Origin of the sequence: Pantoea sp. ICBG 828 (genome assembly GCF_002928355.1) — a bacterium.
GTDB lineage: Bacteria > Pseudomonadota > Gammaproteobacteria > Enterobacterales > Enterobacteriaceae > Pantoea > Pantoea dispersa.
Genome location: NZ_POWN01000002.1, coordinates 91,532 through 118,264 on the forward strand (window position 1 = coordinate 91,532; position 26,733 = coordinate 118,264).

Consider the following 26,733-nt stretch of genomic DNA (forward strand, 5'->3'; position numbering starts at 1 on the left):
AAAATTCAGCAGAATAAGCGTATTAAGGCTGACTTCTGCCGGATATTCCCGCAGCAAAATTAGCGCAGCGGCGCGATTTTTCGCAAAATGAATTGTCCGGCGACGCCGGATATTCCCTTTGTGGCGCAATGGCCCTGAATTGAACAATCATTCAGCGCCATTCACCGCATTTTTTTAATTAAAATCCAAATCCCGGCCGTTGCTGGCGATGACCCGCTGATACCACCAGAAGGATTTTTTGCGCAGCCGGTTGAGCGTGCCGTTGCCGTGGTCGTCGCGATCGACATAGACAAATCCGTAGCGTTTACTCATTTCACCGGTCGACGCCGCGACCAGATCGATGCAGCCCCAGGTGGTGTAGCCCATCACCGGCACGCCGTCAGCAATCGCTTCACCCATGGCGCGAATGTGCTGTTGCAGGTAGCTGATGCGGTAATCGTCTGCAATTTCCCCGCTGGCATTGATTTCATCGTGCGCGCCGAGACCGTTTTCCACCAGAAACAGCGGTTTCTGATAGCGGTCGTACATCATATTCATGGTGATGCGCAGGCCAAGGGGATCAATGCCCCAGCCCCAGGCGCTGCGCGCCAGATGCGGATTGGTCAGTGACTTCACCACGTTGGCGGCGCTGCTGTTCTGTTCATTCATCTCTGCCGACGCGCAGCGCGAGGCGTAATAGCTGAAGGAGATGAAATCGACGGTATGGCGCAGCAGTTCGCTATCGCCTTCCGCCATGACAATCTCCACGCCTTTCTCGCGAAATACCCGGGCGGCATAAGCGGGATAAGCGCCGCGCGCCTGGACATCGATAAAGAATAAGTTCTCGCGATCTTTCTGTAACGCGGCCCACACATCTTCCGGCTTGCAGGACCACGGATAAAAGTTGCCGCCGGCCAGCATGCAGCCAATCTGATTCTGCGGATTGATCTCATGGGCGATTTTGGTCACCAGCGCGCTGGCGACCAGTTCATGATGCGCTGCCTGATATTTCACCTGTTCGTGATGCTCATCCGGCGCGAACACCAGACCGGCACCGGAGAACGGGCTGTGCAGCAGGATATTGATCTCATTGAAGGTCAGCCAGTATTTCACCAGACCATCAAACGCTTCGAAGCAGGTGCGGGCGTAGCGGGCGAAGAAATCGATCATTTTACGGTTGCGCCACGAGCCGTATTCGGTGACCAGATGCATCGGCACATCGAAGTGACACAGCGTGACCAGCGGTTCGATGCCGTATTTGCGGCACTCCTCAAATACGCTGCGATAGAAGGCGATACCTTCCGCGTTCGGCGTCAGCTCATCGCCGTTGGGATAAATGCGGCTCCAGGCGATGGAGGTGCGAAACACCGTGAAGCCCATCTCCGCCATCAGGGCGATATCTTCTTTATAGCGGTGATAAAAATCGATGGCGTCGTGGCTCGGATAGAACTCATCGTCGCGCAGCGTATAGCGCGGCTCCAGCCCCAGTTTAACCGCCATGCGGTGCTCGCCGTGTGGAATCATGTCCACTGTGGTTAAGCCTTTACCGCCGGCGCGATAACTCCCCTCTGACTGGTTGGCGGCTAACGCGCCGCCCCATAAAAATCCCGCAGGAAATGTCACTTCAGACATCACTCACCTCAATCACAGTCCATTATTAATTCGCGCTGAGCGGCTTTGCCGCTTCCGACTTACCGGGGCGCGGCGCGGTCTCCGTCACCGGAATATCTTCAAAGCCAAGAATTAGCGTCAGAATGAACGACAGCACCACTGACAGCACCATCACGCCAGCCACCCAGACGATGCTCATCGGGTTGGTGGGATCGAAAAACTGGACGCTGGTAAACAGGCCCGGTGAGGCCATCGAGTGGCTGGCGAGGCCGCCAATGCCGGCCACCGCGCCACAGATAAAGCCGCTGATCAGGCTGGCAATCAGCGGACGTTTCAGGCGCACCGCCACGCCGTACAGCGCCGGTTCGGAAATGCCGGCGACGATGGCGGAAGCTGCCGCCGCGAACGCCGTCTGCCGCAGTTCCGGATTTTTGGTTTTGAACGCCACCGCCAGCGATGAGCCGCCCAGTGACAGGTTGGCGCCAATTTCCGACGGCATTACCATGCCTTCTTTGCCGGTCTCAGCGATGGTCTGAATAATGGTCGGGGTAAACACGCGATGCATGCCGGTCATCACCAGCAGCGGCCACAGCCCGCCCATGATCGCTACCGACAGCCAGCCGAGATAACCGTGAATGGTGTACACCAGCGCCGAAATGCCGCTACCGATCCAGATACCGAGTGGGCCAATAAAGACGATGGCGATGGGGGCAGCAATCAGCACAATCAGCATCGGTTTAAGGAAGTTTTTGGTTACCGCCGGGGTAAAGCGATCGACCCAGTATTCGATGTGCGACAGAATCCACGTCATCACCAGCGCGGGGATCACTGTGTAGGTGTATTTCACCGCGGTGACCGGCACCGAGGCGAATTCCACCACCTGACCCTGCGCCGCTTTGGCCATCAGGTCGATAAAATTGGGATGCACCAGCACGCCGGCAATGGCAATCGCCAGCGACATGTTGGTTTTAAATTTCAGCGCTGCTGAAGCCGCCACCATCACCGGCAGGAAGAAGAAGGCGCCATCACCAATCACATTCAGGATGATCAGCGTCGACGAGCCTTTGGGCAGCACGCCGCTCATCTCCAGCATCATCGCCAGCAGTTTCACCATCGATCCGCCAATGATCGCCGGGATCAGTGGTGACATGGTGCCGACCAGCGCATCGAGAATGCCCGCGCCGATACTGCGCAGCGTGATTTTCCGTTTCACCGGCGCGCTGCCGCTGTTGCCCGGCGTGCCGAGTTTCATCACTTCCTGAAAGGCGAGATTGACGTTGTTGCCGATGATCACCTGACACTGACTGTCGGTGTGCACCACGCCCATTACGCCGGGAATGGCTTTCAGCGTAGCGTTGTCGACGCGCGCGCTGTCTTTCACCACGAAGCGCAGGCGTGTCATGCAGTGGGTAACGGCTTCAATATTCTCTAATCCGCCGAGCGAAGCCACAATGGCTCGTGCGGCGTCAGCGTAGTTGGTCGCCATGAATGTTTGTCTCTGATTGTAGGGTAGAGGAAACGTCGGTTTCGTCTGGCTGTTATGTGTTCATGAGAAACCGGTTTCACAAAATCATGAACAGGCGCATTCATTCAGGCAATAAAAATCACTATCTTCGTTTTAATTTTGTGATGTTGATCGGCTGGCGTGCGGCGGGATCTTCACCCGCAGGCGCAGGGCGACAAGAAAATTCCCCGTCTTATTCATCGCTTAGGTACACTGAGGCGATGAGCAGCGAAGCAGAGTGAAGCATGGCAACCATACTTGAGGTGGCAAAAAAGGCCGGCGTGTCAAAAGCGACGGTGTCACGCGTGTTGTCCGGTAACGGCTACGTCAGCCAGGAGAAGCGCGATCGGGTGTACCAGGCGATTGCCGAGACCGGCTTCCGGCCGAATTTGCTGGCGCGCAATCTGGCGACTAAATCCAGCCAGACCATCGGCCTGGTGATCACCAACACGCTGTATACCGGCAGCTATTTCAGCGAAATGATGCAGCATTCGGCGCGTATTCTTGAGCAGCAGGGCCGTCAGCTACTGCTGGTGGACGGCAAACACAGCGCCGAAGAGGAGCGTGCGGCGATTCAGTTTCTGCTCGATCTGCGCTGCGATGGCGTGATCATCTATCCGCGTTTTCTCACCATCGATGAGATGGACAGCATCATTGCCCAGCACCGCCATCCGATTCTGGTGATCAACCGGCGGCTGCGTCAGCACGACAGTTACTGCATCTACTCCGATCAGCAGCGCACCAGCGCCGAGGCGGTGGCGCAGCTGATTGCGCTCGGCCATCGCGATATCGCTTTTATCACCGGATCGCTCGACTCGCCGACCGGGCGCGAGCGCCTGGCCGGTTATCACGCGGCACTGGCGCAGCATCAGCTGGTGGCGGATGACGCACTGGTAGTGGAAGGCAAATGGCAGGCGCAGCACGGGGCAGCGGCAGTAGAAACGCTGTTGGCGCGTGGTAAACCGTTCAGCGCGCTGGTCGCCAGTAACGATGAGATGGCGGTGGGCGCGCTGAAAGCGCTGGCGGCGCATAACATCCGCGTGCCGCAGCAGGTGTCGGTGCTGGGTTTCGACGATATTCCGCTGGCGCCCTATACCATTCCGGCGCTGGCCAGCGTGCGCATGCCGGTGACCGGCATGATCGAGGAAACCATTGAACGCCTGGTGTCGATGCTCGACGGCGGCGAAATGCGTAACCGCAAAACCTTTGCCGGCGAGCTGATTATGCGTGAATCCGTTGGTCCCGGCCCGTTTTACCCTGGCTGAAATCAGGCGTTCAGCAGCGCCTGCTTGAACGAATAGATGTGCACGCGCGCAGCGTCTTCTGCCCGTGTTACGTCACCCTGCGCCAGCGCCGCAATGATTGCGTCATGCTCGGCAATCACCTCCTGCATGTGCTGCGCGCTCGACAGGGTGGTTGCCCAGAAGCGCTGCGCCTGGGCGTGAATGATGCTGAGGATATCTGACAGACGACCGTTACCGGCGATGTCAGCCAGCACCTGATGAAATTCACGGTCCAGCAGCATCATCTGCTCACGATCGCGCGCCACGCTGGCGGCGGCGATGCGCTGATTCAGCGCCTGTAGCTGGGCAATCTGCGCCGGATTCACGCGCTGCGTCGCCAGCCGCAGGCACAGCGCTTCATTCACCAGCCGCACCTCAATCAGCTCCAGCGCATCGTCAATCGACAGCGGTGCCACCATCACCCCTTTACGCGGGATAATCTGCAGTAACCCTTCGGTCGCCAGCCGGTGTACCGCCTGATTAACCGGCGTGCGGCCCATTGCCAGATCCTCCATCACCTGCGCGGTATTGAGATATTCACCTGGCTTATAGCGCAGCGTAATCAGGCGATGCCTGAACGCCAGATAGGCCTGTTCATTCAATGAAACGCTTTTTTGTCCGGCCTGTGACTTCACATTTTCAGCAACTGAATCACTCATCACGCAGATCCTTATTGGGGTACTGAGACATCTTACACAAAAACCTGGCATGAAAATGGCTATCTTGAAATTGCAGTGAAATTTCACACGCATTTTTCATCAGGAGATCATCGCATGCATTTACGCTTTACAACCGACTCACAAGCCGCCCCGGTGCTGGATGTCGACATTAAGCAGCTGGTCATTGCCGGGTGGGTAGGCCGCGACCAGGCGGCGGTGCTGCACCATATCAGGGAGCTGGAAGCGCTGGGCGTGCCCGCACCTGGTGCAGTCCCGCTGTTTTATCGCGTAGCCACCCAGCAGCTGGCGCAGCACAGCCCGCTGGAAGTGGTGGGCGAGCAAACCTCCGGCGAAGCCGAGCCGTTTGTGTTTTTCCATCGCGGCGAATACTGGGTGTCGCTGATTTCCGATCACACCGACCGTCACCTGGAAACTTTCAGCGTGGCACTGTCGAAGCAGGCCTGCGTTAAGCCGGTCGCCGGTCATGCGTGGCGTATGGCAGAGGTTGAGCCGCACTGGGATCGGCTGGAGCTGCGCGCGTGGATCAAAGTCAACGGCGACTGGGTGACTTATCAGCAGGGCACGCTCGACTCTCTGCTCACGCCGATGGATCTGCTGGCGCGCTACTTCGGCGATCGCCCGGTCAGTGAAGGCTTTGCGATGTCATGCGGCACGTTGAGCGCGATTGGCGGCATCCGTCCGGCCAGCGAGTTCCGCATGGCGCTGCACGATCCGCTGCTGAATCGCACGCTGGAACACCACTATGTCACCGGCGCGCTGCCGGTGATTGCCTGAGGAGGCGCGGATGACCACCTTATGGCAGGCGAGCCAGCAACTGCGCGCCGGAGATCTCACCGCAAGCGCCGCGACGCAACAGGCACTACGCGCCGCTGAGCAGCCATCGGGCGAAGGCGCACGCGTGTTTACGCGAACCTACGCCGACAGCGCCGTTCAGCAGGCGCAGCAGGCTGATGTGTGCTGGCAACAGCAGCAGCCGCGCAGCCCGATTGACGGACTGCCAATCAGCATCAAAGACCTGTTTGATGTGGCGGACGAACCCACCTGCGCCGGATCGCGCGTGCTGGCGGATGCGCCGCCCGCCGCGCGCGACGCGCATATCGTGCAGCAGCTGAAACAGGCCGGTGCCGCTATCGTCGGCAAAACCAACATGACCGAGTTCGCTTTTTCCGGGCTCGGTATCAATCCGCACTATGGCACGCCGGCAAACCCATGGCAGCGCGGCGAAAAACGCATTCCCGGCGGTTCTTCATCCGGCGCGGCGGTGGCGGTGGCCGACGGCATGTGCCTCGCGGCGGTCGGCACGGACACCGGCGGCTCGGTGCGGATACCGGCGGCGCTGTGTGGGCTGACCGGCTTCAAACCCAGCGCCAGCCGCATCAATCAGGCCGGCACGCTACCGTTATCGGCGGCACTCGACAGTATTGGCGTAATTGCCCATGACGTGCGCAGCTGCTGGCTGCTCGACAGCGTCATCGCCGATCGGCCTTTGCAGCTGACAGAGCGTGATATCACGAGGGCGCACTTTGCGATTCCGCAGACCCGGGTGCTGGACGGGCTGGATCTCGCGGTCAGCCAGGCGTGGCACCACGCGCTGGCACAGCTGCGCGCGCAAGGTGCCACGCTCACCGAGCTGCCGCTGTCTGAACTGGCAGAACTGGAAACCATGAACGCCCGTGGCGGCATCACCGCCTGGGAAGCCTGGCAGTGGCATCAGTCGCTGCTGCAGTCGCACGCGACGGGTTATGACCCGCAGGTACGGATGCGCATTGAGCGCGGCGCGTTGCTGAACGAGGCCGACGCACAACTGTTGTATCAGCAGCGCGCCGACTGGCGGCAGCGGGTGGAGCAGGCGGTGGCACCGTTCGATGGCCTGCTGCTGCCCACCGTGCCGCTGATTGCGCCGACCATCGCCGAACTCGACGACCCGGAGCGCTATCGCCAGGTCAACCTGCTGATGCTGCGCAACACCAGCGTGATCAACATGCTGGACGGCTGCGCCATCTCCCTGCCTTGTCATCAGCCCGGCAGTGCGCCGGTGGGTCTGATGCTGGCCGCCACCCATGGCCACGATGCCGCGCTGCTCAGCTGGGCGCTGGCGCTTGAATCCATCCTGCAACGGAGTCTCTGAAAATGACACATCCTCACGGCATGCTGTTCGTCGCCACAAACGTCGCCGCTGAAAACGAAGCTGATTTCAATCAATGGTATGACCATGAACATGTCGCCGAGCGCGTCGCCATCGACGGCTTTCTCAGCGGCACGCGCTATCAGGCGCTGGATGCTGAACGCAAGTACCTCGGATTGTATGAAACCCACTCGCTGGAAACCTTCACCAGTGCCGATTACTACGCCGCCTTTACGCGCCAGACGCCGTGGTCGGTAAAGAACCTGGAGCGGATGATCAAACCGATGCGCCGCGTGTGCGCCATCACCCAGCAGCACGGTCAGGGCAGCGGCAGCCACCTTGCGGTGCTGACGCTACAGGCTGGCATTGAAACTGCAACGCTCAACGCCTGGCAGCAGCAGGTTGCCACGGTGCCGGGCTATATCGCCTCGCGCTTACTCACGCCGGACACCACGCTGAGCACGCCGCTGCCACAGGAAGATCGGGCGCAGCGCGCCATGCAGCCGATGCTGCTGCTCAGCTGCTCGAGCGCCGATGCCTGCCAGACACTGGCGGCCGCCGCGTCACAGGCGCTCAATGCCCGCGCTGAATTTTATGCGCTTAGCTGGCAGCTCACTAAACAGGAGATGGCTCATGGCGAATACTGATTCAACTCTGCCGCACGCCGCGCGTGCCGCAGCAGGGAAAACCCACACCGGCCGTCTTGCCGCGGCCAGCTCCATCGGCACCGCGCTGGAGTGGTACGACTTTACCGTTTACAACATCATGGCGGCGCTGGTGTTTAACCATGTGTTTTTCCCCAGCTTCGATCCGCTGGTCGGGACCATTCTGGCGTTTTCAACTTACGCCGTGGGTTATGTGTCGCGTCCGGTGGGCGGTTTTATCTTTGGCCATCTCGGGGATGTCGCCGGGCGCAAGGCGGTATTGATCACCACGCTGGTGATCATGGGCGTGACCACGGCGCTGATGGGCATGCTGCCCGGATATGCGCTGTGGGGCATCTGGAGCCCGATTCTGCTGGTGGCGCTGCGCTTTGTGCAGGGCATCGCGCTGGGCGGCGAATGGGCCGGCGCGGTGTTGCTCTCCATGGAGCACGGCGAAGCCAGTAAGCGCGGGCGTAACGCCTCGTTCGCCCAGGTCGGGCCTTCCTGCGGCACGCTGATTGGCACCGGCTTTATTACTTTAGTGACGTTGTCACTCAGCGGCGAGCAATTTCAGGAGTGGGGCTGGCGCATCCCGTTCCTGCTCAGTCTGCTGCTGGTGATGTTCGGCCTGTGGCTGCGGCGCGGCGTAGAAGAAACCCCGACTTTCGTGGCGATGCAGCAGGCGGAGAAAACCAGCCACACGCCGCTGAAAGAGGTGTTCCTGCGCTATCCACGTGAACTGCTGATCGCCGGCGGCTCGCGCATCGGCTCTGACGTGCTGTACGCGCTGGTGGTGGTGTTCACCCTGACTTACGTCACCACCGTACTGCAGCTGCCGCGTCCGCTGGCGCTGATGGCAACGATGGTCGGCGCGATTGGCAACGCGTTGACGGTGCCGCTGTTTGGCGCGCTGTCCGACCGCCTTGGCCGCCGTCCGGTGTACATTGCCGGCGCGCTGCTGGCTATCGTCTGGTCGTTTGTGTTTTTTGTCCTGCTCGACAGCACCCAGCCGTGGCTGATTGTGCTGGCGGTGGTGATTGGCCTGCTGATTCACGCCATGATGTACGGTCCGCAGGCGGCGTTTGTCACCGAGCAGTTCCCCAGTCACGTGCGCTATGCCGGTTCGTCACTGGCCTATACGCTGGCCGGCATCATCGGCGGCGGTTTTGCCCCGCTGATCATTACCTCGCTGTACAAAGAGCTGGGCAGCACGCTGTGGGTGTCGCTATATGTGACGCTGGCGCTGGCGATCACCCTGTTTGCCTTATGGAAAGCCAAAGAAACCGCGCACCAGTCGCTGTAATCACCTCTGGCGAAGGATCGCCATCTTTTATTAAATATTCATGTGCAGCGCCGGTTCACTCTGCGGCGGCTCGGTCGAGATTTGCGGCAGCGGCAGCGGTCGTCCGATGTAGTAACCCTGAATGGCATCGCACGCCAGCTCCTGCAATTGCGACATCTGCACCGGCGTTTCCACGCCTTCCGCGGTTACCGACAGGGAATAGGCTTTGCCGAGTCCAATCATGTTTTCCACCACCTGGCGCGCCTGGGGCGAATCGGCCAGCGGAAAAATAAAGGATTTATCGATTTTGATGCCATCGAACGGGAAGGCGCGCAGGTAGCACAGCGACGCATAGCCGGTGCCAAAATCATCAATCAGAAATCTCACCCCCAGCGCTTTTACCGCCTGCATTACCGCCAGGGTTTTATCCGGATCGCTCAGCAGCGCGTTTTCCGTGACTTCAATTTCCAGCCGCTGGCTCGGCAGACCGCTGAGCTGCAGCACCCGGGTGATGCGTTCGGCTAAGGCGCTATCCTGCAATTCGCTGGCGGAAATATTCACTGAAACCGCCATTTCCGGCCGGTAACGGGCGATATCCTCGCAGGCATTGAGCAGCACCCAGTCGCTCAGCGTGCTGATCAGGCCGGTCTCTTCGGCCAGCGGAATAAACTGATCGGGCATCAGTAAGCCTAGCCGCGGATGCTGCCAGCGTACCAGCGCCTCGACCGCGCTGATGCGCTGCGCGATCAGGTCATATCGCGTCTGATAGACCAGCCGCAGCTGGTTCTCCTGCAGCGCTGCGCGCAGCTCATGCTCCATTTCGCGCCGCTGCACAATTTTCTCTTCCATGTCACGGTCGAAAAATATCCACTGGTTGCGGCCGCTGTTTTTCGCTTTATACAGGGCGATGTCGGCGAAGCGCAGCAGATCGCTGGCGTTGTCGGCATCCTGCGGGGCCAGCGCGATGCCGAGACTGCCGCCGATGTGGATGTCGTTGTCGTACACCGGGAACGGCAGATTGAGCTGGGCGATGAGCTGCTGACACAGCGCGTCGACCTGCTCGCGGCTGCCCGCCTCCGGCAGAATAACCACAAACTCATCGCCGCCGAGCCGCGCCACCAGGCCGTTGCCGTTGAGCGTGCGCCGAATACGATCTGATACCGCATGCAGCACCTGATCGCCCGCCGCATGACCGTAGAGATCATTGACCGGTTTGAATTTATCCAGGTCGATCATAATCATCGCCAGCAGCGGCTGCGCCGGCAGCGGCAGGCTCAGCTGCCCCGTAAGAAATTCGCGCATCTGCACGCGGTTGGCCAGTCCGGTCAGTTCATCGAAGTGCGACAGATAGTGCGCGCGCGCCTGCGCTTCAACTTCCAGCGTTACGTCGCTGGCGCTGCCGCGAAAGCCGCTGACGCCGTGCGCCAGGCTGACGCGCTTGAGGGTCAGATTGCAGTAGCGCGGCTGATGCTGGGCGGAGAGATAGCGGCAGCCGTTCAGCGTGAGCTGCCCGCCCGAGTCTGCCAGCTGCAAAAGCCGGGCGCGCTGGTGCTCATCGCACAGCAGGAAATCCAGTAGCGTGCGTTGCAGCCACTCCTCGCTGGTAAACCCGGTGACCACCGGGAAGCGGCCGGAAACCCAGCTGAAGCGCAGCTGGTCGTCCATCTCCCAAATCCAGTCGGTGGTAATTTCGGCGATATCACGGAAGCGGCGTTCGCTGGCGCTGAGCGCCCGCTGGCTTTGCGCCAGCAACAGTGTATTTTCATCATTGAGCTGCGCTTTACGCAGCGCGTTGCGCATCAGCATGATGGCGCCATACAGGGTGATCAGCATGGCGATCACCAGCAGCGGCAGCAGGGCGGTCAGCAATTTACCGCCGGGGTTGCTGCTGGCCCAGCGCAGCGTGGCGTCATGGCCGTCGGCGGCGAGGCGCAGACTTTCTGCCACTGGCGCGCGGGGTGCAGCGAATTCCACCCGCAGCGCGTTGATGCCGTACTCGTGCCCCAGCTGCTGTAATTTTTGCGGCGTCAGGCGATCGGCAAAGATCATCAGCGATGGCGCACCGGGCACCTGCGGCACGCTGTTATCGCCACCGGTGGTGATCCATGCCGCGCACAGCAGCACCAGTTGCTGGTTTACCACCACAAAGCGCGACAGCGCCTTACCGTCATTGTGCTGCAACTGCTGACGCAGCGCGGGCAGTTGCTGGCGACCGAGCCAGTCGGTGAAATCGCGTTGCTGCAGCTGACCGTCGATCACGCTGTAGACCGTGTCGCCGCGCGGCGCGATGACAAACACGCCCTCATAAGCAAAGGTCTGGAACAGCGATTCACCCAGATTCTGCCGCGTCCACGCCCAGTCAGTATTCAGCGTGCGGTGCAGATTTTGATAGGCTTCGCCCCATTCTGCATTATCGGAGAGGTGAAACTGCATCACTTCCTGACGCGTCTGCAACGCCTTCTCCAGCAGCAGGCGGTTTTGCCGCGCCTCCTGCTGGTTGAGATCGCTGGCGATAAAGCACAGCGTCACCAGCGCCACCATAAAGGAGAGAAAAATCAGCAGCACCATCAGCAGCATCGGCTGGCGCATCAGTCCGCGCATCCGACCATCGGTCGGGAAATCCATCAGTGAACGTTTCGCCATCATAGACTTATCACAAACCAGTAAAATGATATTTCATAAGTACGTTATGAGTATCGGCATGACTGCGCCGAACCTGGGCGAAAAAGTAAAAAAAGCGTGAGCGGAGCGGCAAAAACAGATCGCATATTCGTTCAGGTGCCCGACGATGCCGTGCTGTAATCAGATCTGCATAAAGTGTGTTAATAAAAGGTCCTGCCGCTGCGTTTCCGCCAGTGCAATACGGCGAATGCCGGTAAACTTTCCCCGTTGCGTTAATAGCTTAGTGTTTATTTCATGCTGATGACGATAAATATATTACAGCCATAATTTATCAGAGCGTGATTTAACGTTCAGGACCTGAAGAATTTCCTGATTAAATGATGATGCGTTATCCAGGACTATTCTTGTTGAGTGTAAATCTTTGTCAGTGCTAATTTGCTGAAACCCATCTGCTCCTCTTTCCAGAGACCACTTATGCAACCACGTATCACGCATCTTGATGGCATGCGCGGATTAGCGATCCTGCTGGTGATTACTTATCACGCCTATGCTCGCTGGCCCGAACTGTTGCCGTATGCCGCCACTACCCAGCATATTCCGCTGCTGGCATTTGGCTGGGTCGGCGTGCAGTTGTTTTTTATGATCTCCGGCTTTGTCATATTTATGACGCTGGATAAATCATCCGGCTACCTCAGCTTTCTCAAAAAACGCTGGCTGCGCCTGTTTCCGGCGATGCTGATAGCCAGTCTGCTGCTGTACGTTGCCGGCGGCTTTTTTCCGGAGTGGTCGCTGATGACACCGGAAAGCCGCAACCTGCTGCCCGGTCTGATATTTATTAATCCTGAGACGCTGACGCAGCTCACCGGCATTGAATTCCGCTCCATGGCCGGATCGTTCTGGTCTCTCTATGTTGAAGCGCTGTTTTATCTGATTATTGGCGCGGTTTATTTCACCCTCGGACGTAAATATTGTCTGCCGGCGCTGATTGTGCCGATGTTATTACTTTCCGCCTCATCGGTATTGAAATCACTCGGCCATCCATTATTAATCGATGTCATTTCAAAATTCGGTTTTATTCACTACGCCTGGTTTATGGTCGGCTGTCTGGTTTATGAACGTCTGCACGGGCGCGATAAACGTTATCACTACGCACTGACCGCGCTGGCCTTGCTGATTAATTTCAGCTACTACGTTAAAAACAGCGGCGTGGTCGCCGTGGTGCCGCTGTTACTGGTAATGCTGTTTTTTATCGCCAGCTTTTATTCCAGACAGATTGAGCGCTGGCTTTCCCTGCGCTTTTTCACCGCCATCGGATTTGTCAGTTACGCCCTGTATCTGATTCATGAAAATTTAATGATCGCGATATTGATAAAGCTTAATGGCTATATCAAAAATGAAGCGGTGATGACGATGCTGCCGGTGGTGGTGGCCAGCGTACTGTATTATGTTGCCTGGCTGATCAGTAAATATGCGGAACCGGCGCTGCGTAATGCGCTGAAGTGGAAGCGGCAGCCCGCGCCGCAGGCGGGCAGTGGGCTGTAATCGCGCGGGAGCCAGCGCTCCCGCGTACGCTGTTACACATCCAGCCGGTGAATGACGTTCACAAACTCGTGTACGCCACTGTTGATTTCCCGCAGGCTGCGCGACAGCACGCTGATCTTCTCCTGTTCGGTCACCACAAATTGCCTGACCTCATCCAGCTGCTGATACATCTGCTGGATCAGGTCGGCATTTTGCTCCACGACCACGGAAATCTGTTTGGTGGCGCTGGCGGTCGAGGCCGCCAGGCGGCGCACTTCACCTGCCACCACGCTGAAGCCACGTCCGGCCTCGCCAGCGCGTGCGGATTCGATGGCGGCATTCAGTGCCAGAATGTTGGTCTGTGAAGCAATCAGGTTGATGGTTTCCACCACGTCGCTGATGCTCCTGGCCGAGGCGGTGAGTTGCGCGCCAATTTCGGCGGCGGCATTCACCTGCTGCGCCACCAGTCCGGAGTTACGCACCGTTTCGTCCAGCACTTCATTAGCGTTATCGGTAATTTGTGAGGTCTGCTCAGAGGTGGTTAGCGCGATATCCGCCACGCGCTTTGCCGCCTCGACGCGCGCGGTGATATCCGAGGCGATCTTAATCACTTTGTAGACCTTACCATCGCCGTCAAACACCGGGTTGTAGCTCGCCTCCAGCCAGATGCGCTCGCCGCTGGCGGTCTTACGTTCAAAACGACCGACAAAATGCTGACCGTTGCCGATTTTGCGCCAGAAGTCCGGATTCTCGCGGTAGAAATTGTCGAAGCAGAACAGGCGATGATGCTGGCCGGCGATGGCTGGCAGGGTATAGCCCATGTGGGTGAGGAAGTTGGCGTTGGCGGTAATGATGTGACCGTCCGGCGTGAATTCAATCACCGCCATTGATCGGTCCAGCGCCGTTATCACCGCCTCTTTATGCTCCAGTTCCTGATGACGCGCGGTGATGTCGCTCGCGACCTTGATCACTTTGTACACTTTGCCGCGCTCGTCGCTCACCGGAAAATAGGTCGCGCTGAGCCAGAAGCGCTGATGCTGCTTGTTGAAACGCTCAAAAATGCCGTTCACCGATTCGCCGGCGGCCAGCGTTTGCCAGAAGGCGTAATAGTCGGAAGACTGGCTGTAAGCAGGGCTGCAGAAAATCCGGTGATGCTGTCCCTGAATTTCATGCAGCTGATAGCCGGTGACCTGTAAAAATTGCGCATTGGCGCTGAGGATTTCACCGGCCGGTGAAAACTCAATCCATGCAACATGCTGCTTTATCGCTTCAATGTCCTTAGCAATGTCGCCACTTTTGGCAAATGGCAGAGAAAGGCTCGATTTTTTCACCCCGAACATGAGAGACCTCAGGCGCTTGGTATGCTGTTGAACGAAATGCAGGCGCAGATGTGCGCGTGCTAACGCATTCGGCACGTCCAGTGGACGGCACCGCATGATTTCCCCGGTTGTACATTACAGCCGTGCCACAGGCACAGGCTGCTGTCTCGCTGCGCACCGATGTGCGCAGGTGGGGTGTGTAATGGTGTTACCTGCCTGATGTTGTTACAGCGCAAGCTGAAAGCTGATTTTGCTATGCAACTTTGATTATCGACCGTGGCGTTAAAAATGTGAGAAAAAAGTGATCAACACCGCGCGTGCGGGTAAGAAAAGTGCCTAGCGGACTTGTTAAAAGATGCATGTTAAATGTATGTTAATGCCCGAGACGTGACGCAATCAACGCCCGATGACGGCCTGGAGAAAAACCACCATGACGACCGCGCTGTGCCAGCTGTTAAAACTGCAGTATCCGCTGATTCAGGCACCGATGGCCGGTGTCGCCACGCCGCAGCTGGCCGCAGCGGTATCCAATGCCGGGGCGCTGGGATCGATTAGCGTTGGCGCGGTGACACCGCAGCAGGCGGCAGAAATGATTGCCAACACCCAGGCACTGACGCGTGCCCCGATCAACGTCAACGTATTTTGTCACGCGCCGGCAAGGCGGGATGCCGCGCGCGAGGCGGCGTGGATCAGCCGGTTCAGTCCGCAGTTTGCGCAGTACCAGACGGCGCTACCGCCAGCATTAACGGAGATCTATCAAAGCTTTTTGCACAATGAGGAGATGCTGACGGTGCTGGAGCAGGCGCGGCCGGCGGCGGTCAGTTTCCATTTCGGCATTCCCGATGCCACGGTCATCGCCCGGCTTAAGCAACGTGACATTGTCACGCTGGCGACCGCCACCAGTCCGCAGGAAGCGCGGGCAATTGCACGCAGCGGTATCGATATCATTGTGGCGCAGGGTTATGAAGCCGGTGGCCATCGCGGCCATTTTGATCCGGGCGCGCCAGACCAGCAGCTTTCGACCGTTGCGCTGGTGCAGGCGATTCGACAGCACACCGCGCTGCCGGTGGTGGCAGCGGGCGGCGTGATGGACGGCGCCGGCATCGCGACGATGATGAAACTGGGTGCCAGCGGTGTACAGCTCGGTACGGCGTTTGTGCTGTGTCCGGAGTCGGCGGCCAGTGCGGCCTATCGTCGCGCGCTGCTGGCTGCTGGCGAGCGTGGCACGGTAATGACGGCGGCGATCTCCGGGCGTCAGGCACGCTGCGTGCGTAACGCATTTTGTGAATTGTGCCATGACGTAACGCCGGAGGAGATTCCCGACTATCCGCTGACCTATGCGCTGGGTAAAGCCCTGGCGGCGGCAGCGGCGGCGCACGGCGAGGACGGCTTCGGTGCGCAGTGGGCGGGTCAGGGCGTGGCGCGGGTGCGCGCGCTGCCGGCGGCACAGCTGGTGGAGACGCTGGTTGCTGAGTGGCAGCAGGCATAAAGCAGGCTGCTGCCACATAGTGCGTAACGTTACAGGCCGAGCGCGCGCGTTACCGCTTCCGGCATTGACGGCCGCCCATTGGCGAGGCAGGTGGCGACAAACGTGGCCTCGGCATACACCACGCCGTCGACCTTGATTTGCTGCACGAAGTTCACGCGATTGCGCTTCTCATTCTGCTCCAGCGCGCAGGTGACTTCCACCTTATCGCCTTTCACCAGGCTCTTGCGGAAGCGCAGCGTGTACTCCAGCACCATGTAAATCTTGCCCTGACTGAACTCTTCTTCAATGTCGATACCCAGCGCCTCGCGCATGTAAGCGTGGCGCGTCCACTCCATGTAAAACGGGTAGTACAGCCCGTCGACCACGCCCTGAAAATCGATATGGCTTTCATCTACGTCATAGTGCTTTACGAACATTTTTGCATCCTGATAAGCGCGTTACGCGGTGAGGCAATGGGTATACCGCAGAATGACGTAGCGGGAAAATGGCAAGATGTTGCAAAGTAATTCCACTGTCGCCTGGCAGAATGAATGCTGGTATTTTCCCGTGCTGCAGCTGAAACTGACAGCTGCATCACATATCCATAATCAACTGGCTACCTTTTTGTGACAAATCACGCAGCCCGGACACATTTTTCTGCGCAGGGTCGCGCGGCCAAACATAATGGTTTTACTATGTACACACATGTTGTACAGAGTAAAACAATAACACTGGCCGATTTGCGTTAAGCCATGACTCTGTGAGGAACCCTATGTCTGACAAGATAACCCGCGCGGCCGCTGTGCCCGATATTGAGCAGCAGACCGTAAAACGCGTCATCTGGCGCATTCTGCCGTTCCTGATCGTCTGCTATCTGATCGCCATTATCGATCGCGGCAACATCGGCATGGCGTCCCTGCAAATGAATGAAGATCTCGGGCTGAGCAAAGCGGTGTTTGGCCTGGCAAGCAGCCTGTTTTTTGTTGGCTATTTTCTGTTTGAGGTGCCAAGCAACCTCGCGATGCAGAAGATTGGCGCCAAAATCTGGATTTCGCGCATCATGGTGACCTGGGGCATTGTCTCGGTGTGCACCGCGTTCGTCAGCAGTGCGGAAATGCTGTACGTGCTGCGCTTTCTGTTGGGCGCCGCCGAAGCCGGCTTCTTCCCCGGCGTGATCCTTTATCTGACTTACTGGATTCCGGCGAAATATCGCGCGCGCGTGATTGCGACTTTCATGGTGGCGATCCCGGCAGCCAACTTTATTGGCTCGCCGATCTCGGGCGCAATCCTGACGATGGACGGCTGGTTCGGCCTGCGCGGCTGGCACTGGCTGTTTATCATCGAAGGGTTCCCGGCGATTGTGCTGGGCGTGCTGGCTTTCTTCCTGCTCAGCAACCGTCCGGAAAATGCCCACTGGCTGACCAGTGAACAGCGCAACTGGCTGAGCGGCAAACTGGCTGAAGAGAATGCACAGCGCAAAGCGATTGGTCATATCACCCTGTGGCAGCTGCTGCGCCACAAGCATATCTGGGTGATGGCGCTGATTTACGCCGGCGCGTCGGCAGCGGGTTCGACGCTTAGCGTCTGGTCACCGCAGCTGCTGAAATCATTTGGCCTGGATAACTTCACCACCGGTTTGATGAATGCGATCCCGTACGGTCTGGCATCGATTCTGATGATTGTCTGGGGCCGCAGCTCTGACCGTAGCGGTGAGCGTCGCTGGCACACCGCGCTGACGCTGTTCCTGATTGCCGGTGGACTGCTGGCGGCGTTCCTGACCGATACGCTGGCGGGCAGCGTGGTGATTCTGTCACTGGTACTGATTGGTGCTTACTCGATGAAAGGGCCGTTCTGGGCGCTGGCCTCGGGCTGGATGTCCTCAACCACCGCAGCGGCCGGTCTGGCTGCTATCGGCGCGATGGCCAACCTGATTGGTGGCGGGCTGATGGTGAACGTTTACGGCATCATCAATGAGAAAACCGGCAGCCATGCGATGGCGATGATTCCTCTGGCGCTGCTGTGCGCGGCGGGCGGCATTGCGGTATTGCTGATGGGACGCAGCAAAAAGCTACACGTTGAAGCGGAACAGCCGGTGGCCAGCACCGGGAAATAATCTCATGAGCCTGTGCCAGGGAGGGCACGCATCTGGCTTATCACTTCTGCCGTTATCCTGCTTTCATCCTTTAAAACATCCGTTTCCCGATGCGCCACAGGCACACCGGGAAACGCGGCGTTATTATCTCTGCTCAGCGCTGCGCTGGCGCCACGGATCTTTCACCATGGCGACCGCCAGTGCGCCAATCATCAGGACTGCCGCCACCGCCAGCAGCGCCCACATAAAGCCGCCGGTAGACTGACGCACATAGCCGATCAGCGACGGACCGAAGAAGCCGCCAAGATTACCAATCGAGACAATCATGGCTAAGCCGCCTGCCGCGGCATTGCCGGTTAAAAAGCCGGAAGGCAGCGCCCAGAACGAGGCCTGAAACGCCAGAATACCGCTGACGGTGCAGCACAGCGCCAGCATTTTGATCACCGGCGCATCGCTCAGCGCGCTGCACATCAGGGCTAAGGCGGCGATTACCAGCGCGCCGCTGATCCAGCGAATACGATGCGCTGATGCATTAGCGCGGCGCGCCCACAACAGCATGCTCACGGCACCGCAGACATAGGGCAGCGCGGCAAGAAAGCCGGTTGCCGTATGGCTCACGCCGAGCTGTTTGATGATCTGCGGCATCCACAGTCCCACGCCGATCGAACCCACAATGCCGCAAAAGTTAATAAACGCCAGCAGATACAGCAGCGGATTGCGCAGCGCGTCGCGCATCTGGGAACCGTGCGTTGCCGCGATTTGCTGCTGCTCATCGGCCAGGCGGCGGCTCAGCAACTGCTGTTCACGCGGCGCCAGCCAGCGCGCTTTCTCCGGCCGGTCGCTCAGCACAAACAGGCACATGATGCCGAGGATCACCGCCGGTAAGCCTTCAATCAACAGCAGCCACTGCCAGTTACGGATATGCTCATGGCCGGTGATCTGCATCAGCGCGCCGGAAATCGGTGAGCCGATGATATTGGCCACCGGAATGCCGACCAGGAACGCGGCGGTGATTTTGGCGCGCCAGCTACCGGGGAACCAGTAGGTAAAGAACAGATAGATGCCGGGGGTAAAGCCGGCCTCTGCCACACCGAGACAGAAGCGCGCAATGGCAAAGCTGACGGGGCCGCTGATGAACGCGGTCGCCATCGAAATCAACCCCCACGAAATCATGATGCGCGCGATCCAGATGCGCGCGCCCACTTTTTGCATGATCAGATTGCTGGGAATTTCAAACAGGAAATAGCCGATAAAAAACATGCCTGCGCCGAAGCCAAACTGTTCGGCGGTGATGCCGAGATCGGCGTTCATGCCCAGCGCGGCAAAGCTGACGTTGGTGCGGTCAAGGTAGCTGACCACATAGCAGATAAAGATAAACGGCAGAATGCGACGAAAGGCTTTGGCGGCCGCCTGCTCACTGTCCTGGAAATCCTGTTCGCTGAGCGTTTCATGGCGGGGTGGCACCGCAGCCGGCTGAGCCGGCGCAGGGCTGGATGTTGAGTGCAGGGTCATAGTAATCTCCGGTGCGTTCGGATGACGCAGAGTTGTAGTCAGAGAAACGAGGTATCGATGGCCGGCAATGCGCGGCCTGGCGTGTTCTGGGTGCAGGTCAGGATGCTGCCGCTGACCGATTCGGTGATAAACAGCTGATTAAGGTCGGCCCCGCCGAAGCACAGGTTGGTGGTGGAGCGACCCAGCGGACTGAGCAGAATCTCTTCCGGTTCAGCCAGATCGTTAAGACGCCAGACGCGCCCGAGGCCGGGATTGGCGATCAGCAGTTCGCCGCGCTGATTGATGGTCAGCCCGTCCGGCCCGCTGGGTCCGTGCGAGGTAAAGAACAGTCCGACTTTGCTCACCGAACCATCCGCCAGCAGCGGCACGCGCCACACGCAGTTGCCGCGCGTCATCGCCACGTAGAGGATTTTCTCATCCGGCGACAGCACCAGGCCGTTCGGGCTCGGGCAGTTATCCAGCAGCAGATCCAGCCGGCCATCCGGGCTGAGCCGATAAACGCGTCCGCTGGCATCGTGCAGCCCGGTCTGGCCCTGATCGGTGAAATAGAGATTGCCGCGACTGTCAGGCGTTAAATCGTTGACGCCGCGAAAGCTTTCGCTGTTACGCCGCGTCAGCCACGGCGTGATAGTGGCGCTGCTGATTGACAGCTTCATCAGGCCGTTACGGTAATCGGTGATGATCAGCGTGTCCGGATCGGTCAGCTTCATGCCGTTGGGCTCACCGTCATACTGCACCACCAGCTCCCAGTTGCCGCTCATATCAACGCGAAAGATGCGGCCATAGGGAATATCGGTGACATACAGACTGCCGGAGGGATGCCACACCGGGCCTTCGAGAAAGGAGTCGGTAAGCTGGCCGCCGCGATTGGCGGCAGCCCAGACATTGCCGGCGTCCGGCCGGCGAAACGCTTCCGGCAGGCGCGAAAACAGCGTTAACTCGCGCACCTCCGGTACGGTGAGCACGGTCATGATACCGCCTCCTGCTCCTGCAGAACCTGCAACGCGTTGCGCGCGGCACCGGTGCCCATGCGCACGTAAGCATTGTCGCTCACACCGCCAATGTGCGGCGTAATAATCACGTTGTTGAGCGACTGCCACAGATGCGGTGCAGTCAGCGGCTCGCTGGTGAAGCTGTCCAGTCCGGCGGCACGCAGCGTGCCGTTTTGCAGCGCGGTCGCCACGGCCTGATCGTCAATCAGTCCGCCGCGCGCGGTGTTGACCAGAATCGCGCCAGGCTTAAAACGGGCGAGGGCGGCCGCGTTGATCATCTGGTGATTGCTGTCCGTCAGCGGACAGTGCAGTGACACCACATCGGCACGGCTGTACAGTTCATCCAGTGATTCAACCGCTTCACAGCCAGCCGGCAAGGTTTGCGCATAAGGATCGTAGGCCAGCACCTGCATACCGAAGGCCTGGCCGATGCGCGCCACGCGGCTGCCGATGGCGCCCAGACCGACCAGGCCGAGTGTGCGTCCTTCCAGCTCCAGCGATTTATGCTGCGCTTTATCCCAGTGTCCGTCGCGCATCCGGCGGTCCAGCTGCGGCACCGATTTAGCACAGGCGAGGATCAGCGCCCACGCATGCTCCGACACGGCAGCGGCATTGGCACCCACTGCCGCGCGGACCGCAATCTGGCGTTCCGCCGCTGCCTGCTGATCGATAACGTCAATACCGCTGCCGTGCTTGGAGATCACGCGCAGCGCCGGCGCGGCGTCCATGATGCGCCCGTTGATTTTGCCGTAGCGCACAATGATCGCCTGAGGATTATGGCGCTCGCACAGCGCGATCAAATCGGCTTCCTGCGGCTGGCGTCCGGCATAAATCAGCTGATAGTCCTGCAGCAGCTCGACGGCTTCAGCAGCCAGGTCACTGCCGGTGATGAGGATAGTTTTTACGTTGCTCATTACAGAGATTCTCCTTCTGCTAACATACCCGCCGCGCGCAGGGCACCTTCCAGCCAGCCCGGACGCAAATCGCCCTGCTTAATACCCGCGATGCGGCGCGTTTCGGCGTCCAGCTTCTTCGCCGCCAGGGCAATGATGCGTTCCACATCCTGTTTAGCGATCACCACCACGCCATCGGCATCGCCGACCACCAGGTCGCCCGGCTCAATCGACGCACCGGCCACCGACACCGGATGGTTAACGCGTCCGGGAATACTTTTGGTGGGGCCGCTCGGGTTGAGGCCGGCAGCAAACACCGGATAGCTGCCCTGCGCGAGGGCGTCAGCATCACGCACCGCGCCATCAATGATGATGCCGGCGATGCCGGACGCTTCGGCCTGGGTTGCCATGATTTCACCCAGCAGCGCGCAACTGATGTCGCCTTTGCCGTCCACCACCAGCACATCACCCGGCTGGGCGATAGCCAGCGCTGCGTGAATCGCCAGGTTATCGCCCGGACGCACTTCCACCGTGATGGCCGGCCCGGCGACTTTCATCTGCGGCGACAGCGGCTTAACGCGGCCATGCAGGGTGCCGCGACGACCGGCGACATCGGCCAGAATCGCCGCCTGGAATGCGGCGGCCTGGCTGACGGACAGGGCACTGACGCGCTCGATGTTGCGGTTGATCAGGTTATTTGCAGAGACAGACATAATTCACCTCGTGGTTTGTTTTACCTGGTACAACAATGTTGTACAATATAAAACAACTATATCGACGATCTGACGCCGCATGCCAGTGTTACGAAGGTGTTTGTGATGTAAACACGATGTGACTCACAGTTTTCAGGTACACTCAGGACGGCACAAATCAGGAGGAAAAAATGGGAAATGAAGGCGTTAATGCGGTGGAGAAGGCGTTGTCGCTGCTGGATTGTTTTAAGCCGGGCGAAGAGAGCCTGTCGCTGACTGCGCTGTCGCAGCTTTCCGGCTATCACAAAACCACTGTCTATCGTCTGATGAACTCGCTGGAAAGGATGGGCTATGTGGTGCGCAGTGACAGCGGGGTCTACACGCTCGGCCCGCGTCTGTTATACCTCGGCAAGCTTTATGAGCAATCATTCCATCTGGCCAGCGTGGTGCAGCCGGAATTGCAGGCACTGGCAACGGCGACCAACGAGAGCGCCAGCTGGTACGTACTGGATAACGGCCAGCGTCTGTGCCTGTTTCGTGCTGAATCGTCTGATGGCCTGCGTCATACGCGCCTGCCGGGGACAATTTTTCCGCTCGATAACTCAGCCATCAGTAAGGTGCTGCGTTTCTGGGGCATGAATGAAAATCTCTTCGATGCGCTGCCGTCGCTGCCAATATTCAGCTCGGGCGCGCGCGATCCGCACATCGCGGCCTTTGCCGTACCGGTATTCGCCGAAAATGACCGGCTGACCGCTGCGCTGGCGCTGACTGGCCCGGTTTCGCGTCTGACGCTGAATCGCAAAGATGAAGAGTTAGGTGTGTTGATGCGCGAAGCGGCTGCACGCCTGTCAGCCAAACTGGGCGCGCGCAAAGCATTTTGTGATGCGGTTTATGCGGCTAAATAAGGCTGCGCATTAATCACTCACCGGCGGGCCAGCAGGCCTGCCGCACTCCTTCGGATTTTTCAAAGCAACACCTCAGTTAATGCTGTTTTCCCTGCTGCGCTAAGCCCGGTATACCTTGCGGAAACCAATTAAACGCTGGCAGGCATCATGAGCACCCATACCCGCATCCGCAAATTCAACACCAAAGATACCTATCCTAATCAGTCGCTGGACAACGACCTGTGTCAGGCCGTGCGCGCCGGCAACACCGTTTACGTGCGTGGTCAGATTGGCACCGACTTCGAAGGCAACCTGGTGGGGCTGGGCGATCCGGCAGCGCAGGCCGAGCAGGCGATGAAAAACGTGAAGCAACTGCTCGAAGAAGCGGGCAGCGACCTGTCGCACATCGTGAAAACCACCACCTACATCATCGACCCGCGCTATCGCGAGCCGGTGTATCAGGTGGTGGGCAAGTGGCTCAAAGGCGTGTTTCCCATCTCCACCGGTCTGGTGATCTCGGGACTGGGCCAGCCGCAGTGGCTGATGGAGATCGACGTGATTGCGGTGATCCCCGACGACTGGCAGCCGCAATAAGGAGCGCCGCATCATGACGTTATCGATTGTTGGACGCTGTGCGCAAACCGGCCAGTTGGGCATTGCGGTCAGCTCGTCGAGTATTGCGGTCGGCGCACGCTGTCCGTGGCTGCGCGCCGGCGTCGGCGCGGTTTCAACGCAGAACATCACGCTGCCGGCGCTGGGCCCGCGCATTCTTGATCGGCTGAGTCAGGGCGAGACGGCGCAGCAGGCGCTGCAGAGCGGCCTTGCCAGCGATGACTTTTTTGATTATCGCCAGCTTACGGTGCTGGCGGCCGACGGCAGCAGTGCCTGCTTCAGCGGAACGCACACGCTGGGGGTGAATCACGCGCTGTGCGGCAGCGACTGCGTGGCAGCCGGTAATTTGCTGGCGAATCCCGAGGTGATTGCGGCGATGGTCAGCGCGTTTACGCAGCAGCCGGGCGAACTGGCCGCACGGTTAATCGCGGCCATGCAGGCCGGGATGGCCGCCGGAGGCGAAGCCGGGCCGGTTCATTCGGCGGCGCTGGCAGTGGTGGGCGAACCGTCGTGGCCGCTGGTTGATCTGCGCGTTGACTGGACGGAGGGCGATCCCATCGCGGAACTTCATCAGCTGTGGCTGGCCTATCAGCCGCAGATGCAGGATTACCTGACGCGCGCGCTCAATCCCACGCTGGCACCCCGTTACGGCGTGCCGGGCGATGAATAAGCGAGAGGAGACGCGATGCTGACCAGCCGTAACCTGCTCGAACATCTGGTGGCTTTCGACACCACCAGCCGCGAATCCAACCTGGCGCTGATCGATTTCTGCTGGCGCTACCTCAGCGGGCTGGGCGTGACCTGTGAACTGATGCACAACGCAGAACGCAGCAAGGCCAATCTCTATGCGCGGCTCGGGCCAGCCGGCAGCGGCGGGGTAATGCTATCGGGCCACAGCGATGTGGTACCGGTTGATGGCCAGACGTGGACGGTGCCGCCGTTTGCGCTCACCGAACGTGACGGCAAGCTGTACGGACGCGGCACGGCAGACATGAAAGGCTTCCTCGCCTGCATGCTGGCTGCGGTGCCGCATTTTCTCGCCCAGCCGCTGCGTCAGCCGCTGCATCTGGCTATCTCTTATGACGAAGAGGTGGGCTGCCTCGGCGTGCGCTCGCTGGTGGAGGCGCTGGCGCAGCGCAGCGATCGACCGGCGATCTGCCTGATTGGCGAGCCGACAGAACTGCGTCCGGTGCTGGGCCACAAAGGCAAGCTGGCAATGCGCTGCGAAGTGCAGGGAGCGGCCTGCCACTCGGCGTACGCGCCGCAGGGCGTCAATGCGATTGAATACGCCGCGAAGCTGATCCAGCGCTTAACCGTCATCGGTGAACGTCTGGCGGCGCCGGAACGACAGGATGCGCGCTTTGATCCGCCATTTACCACCGTGCAAACCGGGGTGATCCACGGCGGACGCGCGCTGAACATCGTGCCCGACGCCTGCAGTTTTGATTTCGAAGTGCGCACGCTGCCGCAGGAGGATGCGCAGCAGGTGGCAGAGGAGCTGGTGGCGTATGCGCAGCAGACGCTGGAGCCGCAGATGCGCGCGGTGCAGCCCGCCAGCGCCATCCGCTTCTCGCCGCTCAGCGCCTATCCAGGACTGGATACCGCCGCGCACAGTGCCGCGGCACAGCTGATTGCCCGGCTGAGCGGCAGCGACAGCTTCGGCACCGTGGCGTTTGGCACTGAAGGCGGACTGTTTGCCGCCGCCGGCATCCCCTGTGTGGTGTGCGGTCCCGGCAGTATGGAGCAGGGCCATAAGCCCGACGAATTTATCACCCTCGCACAGCTGGACGCCTGTGACAGCCTGTTACGCCGGCTGGCGACCTGGATGTGCGAATGAACCCGCGACGAGCCACCCCGTCCGAATCCGGAGATTGTATGGTCAGTGCAGAAGTAACCCCGTTTCCGCAGCCGCTGTCATCGGCACCGCATAAGGCCAACGTGGCGGTGCAGCTGGATGGCGTCCTGAAGCGCTTTGGTGATGCCATCGCGCTGCATAAAATTTCTCTCACCATCCATGAAGGTGAGTTCATTACGCTGCTCGGCCCGTCCGGCTGCGGTAAAACCACGCTGCTGAACCTGATGGCCGGCTTTGCCGAAGCCGACGGCGGTGAGATTTTTATCGATGGCGACCTGGTAACGGAAATCCCGCCCTATCAGCGCGAGATCGGCATCGTGTTTCAGAACTACGCGCTGTTTCCGCACATGACGGTGGAGAAAAACGTCGGCTACGGCTTGCGTATGCGCGGCGTGCCGAAAGCGGAAATCGCCGAGCGGGTCGGGCAGGCGCTGGCGCTGGTGAAGCTGGCGGGTTACGGCCAGCGCAAGCCGCGTGAACTGTCCGGCGGGCAGCAGCAGCGCGTGGCGCTGGCACGCGCGCTGGTGATTCGTCCCAAAGTGTTGCTGCTGGATGAGCCGTTCTCCGCGCTGGACAAAAATTTGCGTTTATCCATGCAGGTCGAGCTGAAAGCGATTCAGCGCAAACTCGGCGTGACCACGGTCTTCGTCACCCACGATCAGGGCGAAGCGCTGAGCATGAGCGACCGCGTGGTAGTGATGTCGGCCGGTCACGTGCGCCAGATTGGGCCGCCGGATGAGATTTATCGCCGCCCGCAGGATCCGTTTGTCGCCAGCTTCGTCGGTGACGTGAATATTCTGCCGGGCCGCTACGCCGGCCGTGACACCAGCGCGCTGCTGGAGCTGGGCGGCAACACGCTGCGCCTGCCGGCCAAACGGGTGCAGGCCAGCGTCGGCGATCGGCTGGATGTGTATGTGCGTCCGGAAAATGTGCAGCTGGCGCCGCTCGGTCCGCAGGCGCTGCTCAGCGCCACGGTGCTGACGCATGTGTTTCAGGGCGATCACGTTGACGTGCATCTTGATGTTCCGGCGCTCGGCAGTGCCTCACTGTTTGCCCGTCAGTCCGGACTGGAGGCGCTGACGCGCTGGCCGGTCGGCAGCGTGGTAGGGCTGACTTTTGATGACGAGGGCGTTTGCGCCTTCGCCAGCGACGCACAGGGTTAA

Annotated in this window: 23 protein-coding genes; 13 read left to right on the forward strand and 10 right to left on the reverse strand. The window is 59.6% G+C overall.

Annotated features, from left to right (window positions below):
• Nucleotides 1-174 precede the first annotated feature (174 nt).
• The gene (locus tag C1Y43_RS04915; protein ID WP_104187222.1) at nt 175-1,611 is read right to left on the reverse strand and encodes a 6-phospho-beta-glucosidase; all 1,437 of its coding nucleotides are present in this window, start codon (nt 1,609-1,611) and stop codon (nt 175-177) included.
• 25 nt (nt 1,612-1,636) lie between these two features.
• Entirely contained in the window at nt 1,637-3,076 is a 1,440-nt protein-coding gene (ascF, locus tag C1Y43_RS04920; protein WP_104187224.1) for a PTS cellobiose/arbutin/salicin transporter subunit IIBC, read from the reverse strand.
• A gap of 263 nt (nt 3,077-3,339) precedes the next feature.
• Between ascF and C1Y43_RS04925 the strand changes: the two genes are divergently transcribed.
• A complete protein-coding gene (locus C1Y43_RS04925; protein WP_059011305.1) occupies nt 3,340-4,359 on the forward strand; it encodes a LacI family DNA-binding transcriptional regulator in 1,020 nt (339 codons plus the stop codon).
• 2 nt (nt 4,360-4,361) lie between these two features.
• Here C1Y43_RS04925 and C1Y43_RS04930 read toward each other — a convergent pair whose 3' ends face one another.
• Nucleotides 4,362-5,036 carry a GntR family transcriptional regulator gene (locus tag C1Y43_RS04930; protein ID WP_058770544.1) on the reverse strand — a complete coding sequence of 225 codons (675 nt, stop codon included), beginning with the start codon at nt 5,034-5,036 and terminating at the stop codon, nt 4,362-4,364.
• 114 nt (nt 5,037-5,150) lie between these two features.
• Here C1Y43_RS04930 and C1Y43_RS04935 point away from each other — a divergent pair, with 114 nt between their 5' ends.
• The 4 genes from C1Y43_RS04935 to C1Y43_RS04950 are packed head-to-tail and all read left to right on the forward strand — an operon-like array spanning nt 5,151 to nt 9,129.
• Nucleotides 5,151-5,831, forward strand: coding sequence for a DUF2848 domain-containing protein (locus C1Y43_RS04935; RefSeq protein ID WP_104187226.1), 681 nt, complete (start codon nt 5,151-5,153; stop codon nt 5,829-5,831).
• A gap of 10 nt (nt 5,832-5,841) precedes the next feature.
• Nucleotides 5,842-7,185 (forward strand): amidase, encoded by a 1,344-nt coding sequence (locus tag C1Y43_RS04940; RefSeq protein ID WP_104187228.1) that lies wholly within the window; start codon nt 5,842-5,844, stop codon nt 7,183-7,185.
• 2 nt (nt 7,186-7,187) lie between these two features.
• Entirely contained in the window at nt 7,188-7,829 is a 642-nt protein-coding gene (locus C1Y43_RS04945; protein WP_104187229.1) for a DUF4286 family protein, read from the forward strand.
• Nucleotides 7,816-9,129, forward strand: coding sequence for an MFS transporter (locus C1Y43_RS04950; RefSeq protein WP_021509513.1), 1,314 nt, complete (start codon nt 7,816-7,818; stop codon nt 9,127-9,129). The genes C1Y43_RS04945 and C1Y43_RS04950 overlap by 14 nt, the downstream gene beginning before the upstream one ends.
• A gap of 30 nt (nt 9,130-9,159) precedes the next feature.
• Here the strand turns inward: C1Y43_RS04950 and C1Y43_RS04955 are convergent, their stop codons facing one another.
• Complete coding sequence (locus C1Y43_RS04955) at nt 9,160-11,754, reverse strand: EAL domain-containing protein (RefSeq protein ID WP_282097693.1); 2,595 nt, start codon at nt 11,752-11,754, stop codon at nt 9,160-9,162.
• Between the two features lie 450 nt (nt 11,755-12,204).
• Between C1Y43_RS04955 and C1Y43_RS04960 the strand changes: the two genes are divergently transcribed.
• On the forward strand, nt 12,205-13,272 hold the full coding sequence (locus tag C1Y43_RS04960) for an acyltransferase (protein ID WP_104187231.1): 1,068 nt from the start codon (nt 12,205-12,207) through the stop codon (nt 13,270-13,272).
• Between the two features lie 32 nt (nt 13,273-13,304).
• Here C1Y43_RS04960 and C1Y43_RS24270 read toward each other — a convergent pair whose 3' ends face one another.
• Nucleotides 13,305-14,591 carry a PAS domain-containing methyl-accepting chemotaxis protein gene (locus C1Y43_RS24270; protein ID WP_021509510.1) on the reverse strand — a complete coding sequence of 429 codons (1,287 nt, stop codon included), beginning with the start codon at nt 14,589-14,591 and terminating at the stop codon, nt 13,305-13,307.
• Between the two features lie 409 nt (nt 14,592-15,000).
• Here C1Y43_RS24270 and C1Y43_RS04970 point away from each other — a divergent pair, with 409 nt between their 5' ends.
• The gene (locus tag C1Y43_RS04970) at nt 15,001-16,059 is read left to right on the forward strand and encodes a nitronate monooxygenase family protein (protein ID WP_104187233.1); all 1,059 of its coding nucleotides are present in this window, start codon (nt 15,001-15,003) and stop codon (nt 16,057-16,059) included.
• Nucleotides 16,060-16,088: 29 nt separating this feature from the next.
• On the opposite strand, the gene C1Y43_RS04975 is transcribed toward C1Y43_RS04970, so the two are convergent.
• Complete coding sequence (locus C1Y43_RS04975; RefSeq protein ID WP_021509508.1) at nt 16,089-16,475, reverse strand: thioesterase family protein; 387 nt, start codon at nt 16,473-16,475, stop codon at nt 16,089-16,091.
• A gap of 335 nt (nt 16,476-16,810) precedes the next feature.
• Here C1Y43_RS04975 and C1Y43_RS04980 point away from each other — a divergent pair, with 335 nt between their 5' ends.
• Complete coding sequence (locus tag C1Y43_RS04980; RefSeq protein WP_021509507.1) at nt 16,811-18,151, forward strand: MFS transporter; 1,341 nt, start codon at nt 16,811-16,813, stop codon at nt 18,149-18,151.
• A gap of 123 nt (nt 18,152-18,274) precedes the next feature.
• Here C1Y43_RS04980 and C1Y43_RS04985 read toward each other — a convergent pair whose 3' ends face one another.
• The 4 genes from C1Y43_RS04985 to C1Y43_RS05000 are packed head-to-tail and all read right to left on the reverse strand — an operon-like array spanning nt 18,275 to nt 22,240.
• Nucleotides 18,275-19,642 carry an MFS transporter gene (locus tag C1Y43_RS04985; RefSeq protein ID WP_104187235.1) on the reverse strand — a complete coding sequence of 456 codons (1,368 nt, stop codon included), beginning with the start codon at nt 19,640-19,642 and terminating at the stop codon, nt 18,275-18,277.
• Between the two features lie 38 nt (nt 19,643-19,680).
• Nucleotides 19,681-20,613 carry an SMP-30/gluconolactonase/LRE family protein gene (locus C1Y43_RS04990; RefSeq protein WP_104187236.1) on the reverse strand — a complete coding sequence of 311 codons (933 nt, stop codon included), beginning with the start codon at nt 20,611-20,613 and terminating at the stop codon, nt 19,681-19,683.
• A complete protein-coding gene (locus tag C1Y43_RS04995) occupies nt 20,610-21,548 on the reverse strand; it encodes a hydroxyacid dehydrogenase (RefSeq protein ID WP_104187238.1) in 939 nt (312 codons plus the stop codon). Before C1Y43_RS04995 ends, C1Y43_RS04990 begins: the two co-directional genes overlap by 4 nt.
• Nucleotides 21,548-22,240 carry a diguanylate cyclase gene (locus C1Y43_RS05000; protein ID WP_021509503.1) on the reverse strand — a complete coding sequence of 231 codons (693 nt, stop codon included), beginning with the start codon at nt 22,238-22,240 and terminating at the stop codon, nt 21,548-21,550. Before C1Y43_RS05000 ends, C1Y43_RS04995 begins: the two co-directional genes overlap by 1 nt.
• Before the next feature lie 170 nt (nt 22,241-22,410).
• Here C1Y43_RS05000 and C1Y43_RS05005 point away from each other — a divergent pair, with 170 nt between their 5' ends.
• The 5 genes from C1Y43_RS05005 to C1Y43_RS05025 all read left to right on the forward strand — a co-directional run bounded on the left by C1Y43_RS05005 (nt 22,411) and on the right by C1Y43_RS05025 (nt 26,733).
• Nucleotides 22,411-23,124, forward strand: coding sequence for an IclR family transcriptional regulator (locus C1Y43_RS05005; protein ID WP_021509502.1), 714 nt, complete (start codon nt 22,411-22,413; stop codon nt 23,122-23,124).
• Between the two features lie 147 nt (nt 23,125-23,271).
• Nucleotides 23,272-23,697 (forward strand): RidA family protein, encoded by a 426-nt coding sequence (locus C1Y43_RS05010; RefSeq protein ID WP_021509501.1) that lies wholly within the window; start codon nt 23,272-23,274, stop codon nt 23,695-23,697.
• A gap of 13 nt (nt 23,698-23,710) precedes the next feature.
• Nucleotides 23,711-24,385: a DUF1028 domain-containing protein gene (locus C1Y43_RS05015; RefSeq protein ID WP_021509500.1), complete on the forward strand. Its 675-nt coding sequence runs from the start codon at nt 23,711-23,713 to the stop codon at nt 24,383-24,385.
• Between the two features lie 15 nt (nt 24,386-24,400).
• Complete coding sequence (argE, locus tag C1Y43_RS05020) at nt 24,401-25,552, forward strand: acetylornithine deacetylase (protein ID WP_104187239.1); 1,152 nt, start codon at nt 24,401-24,403, stop codon at nt 25,550-25,552.
• A 38-nt stretch (nt 25,553-25,590) separates the two neighbouring features.
• Nucleotides 25,591-26,733: an ABC transporter ATP-binding protein gene (locus C1Y43_RS05025; RefSeq protein ID WP_104187241.1), complete on the forward strand. Its 1,143-nt coding sequence runs from the start codon at nt 25,591-25,593 to the stop codon at nt 26,731-26,733.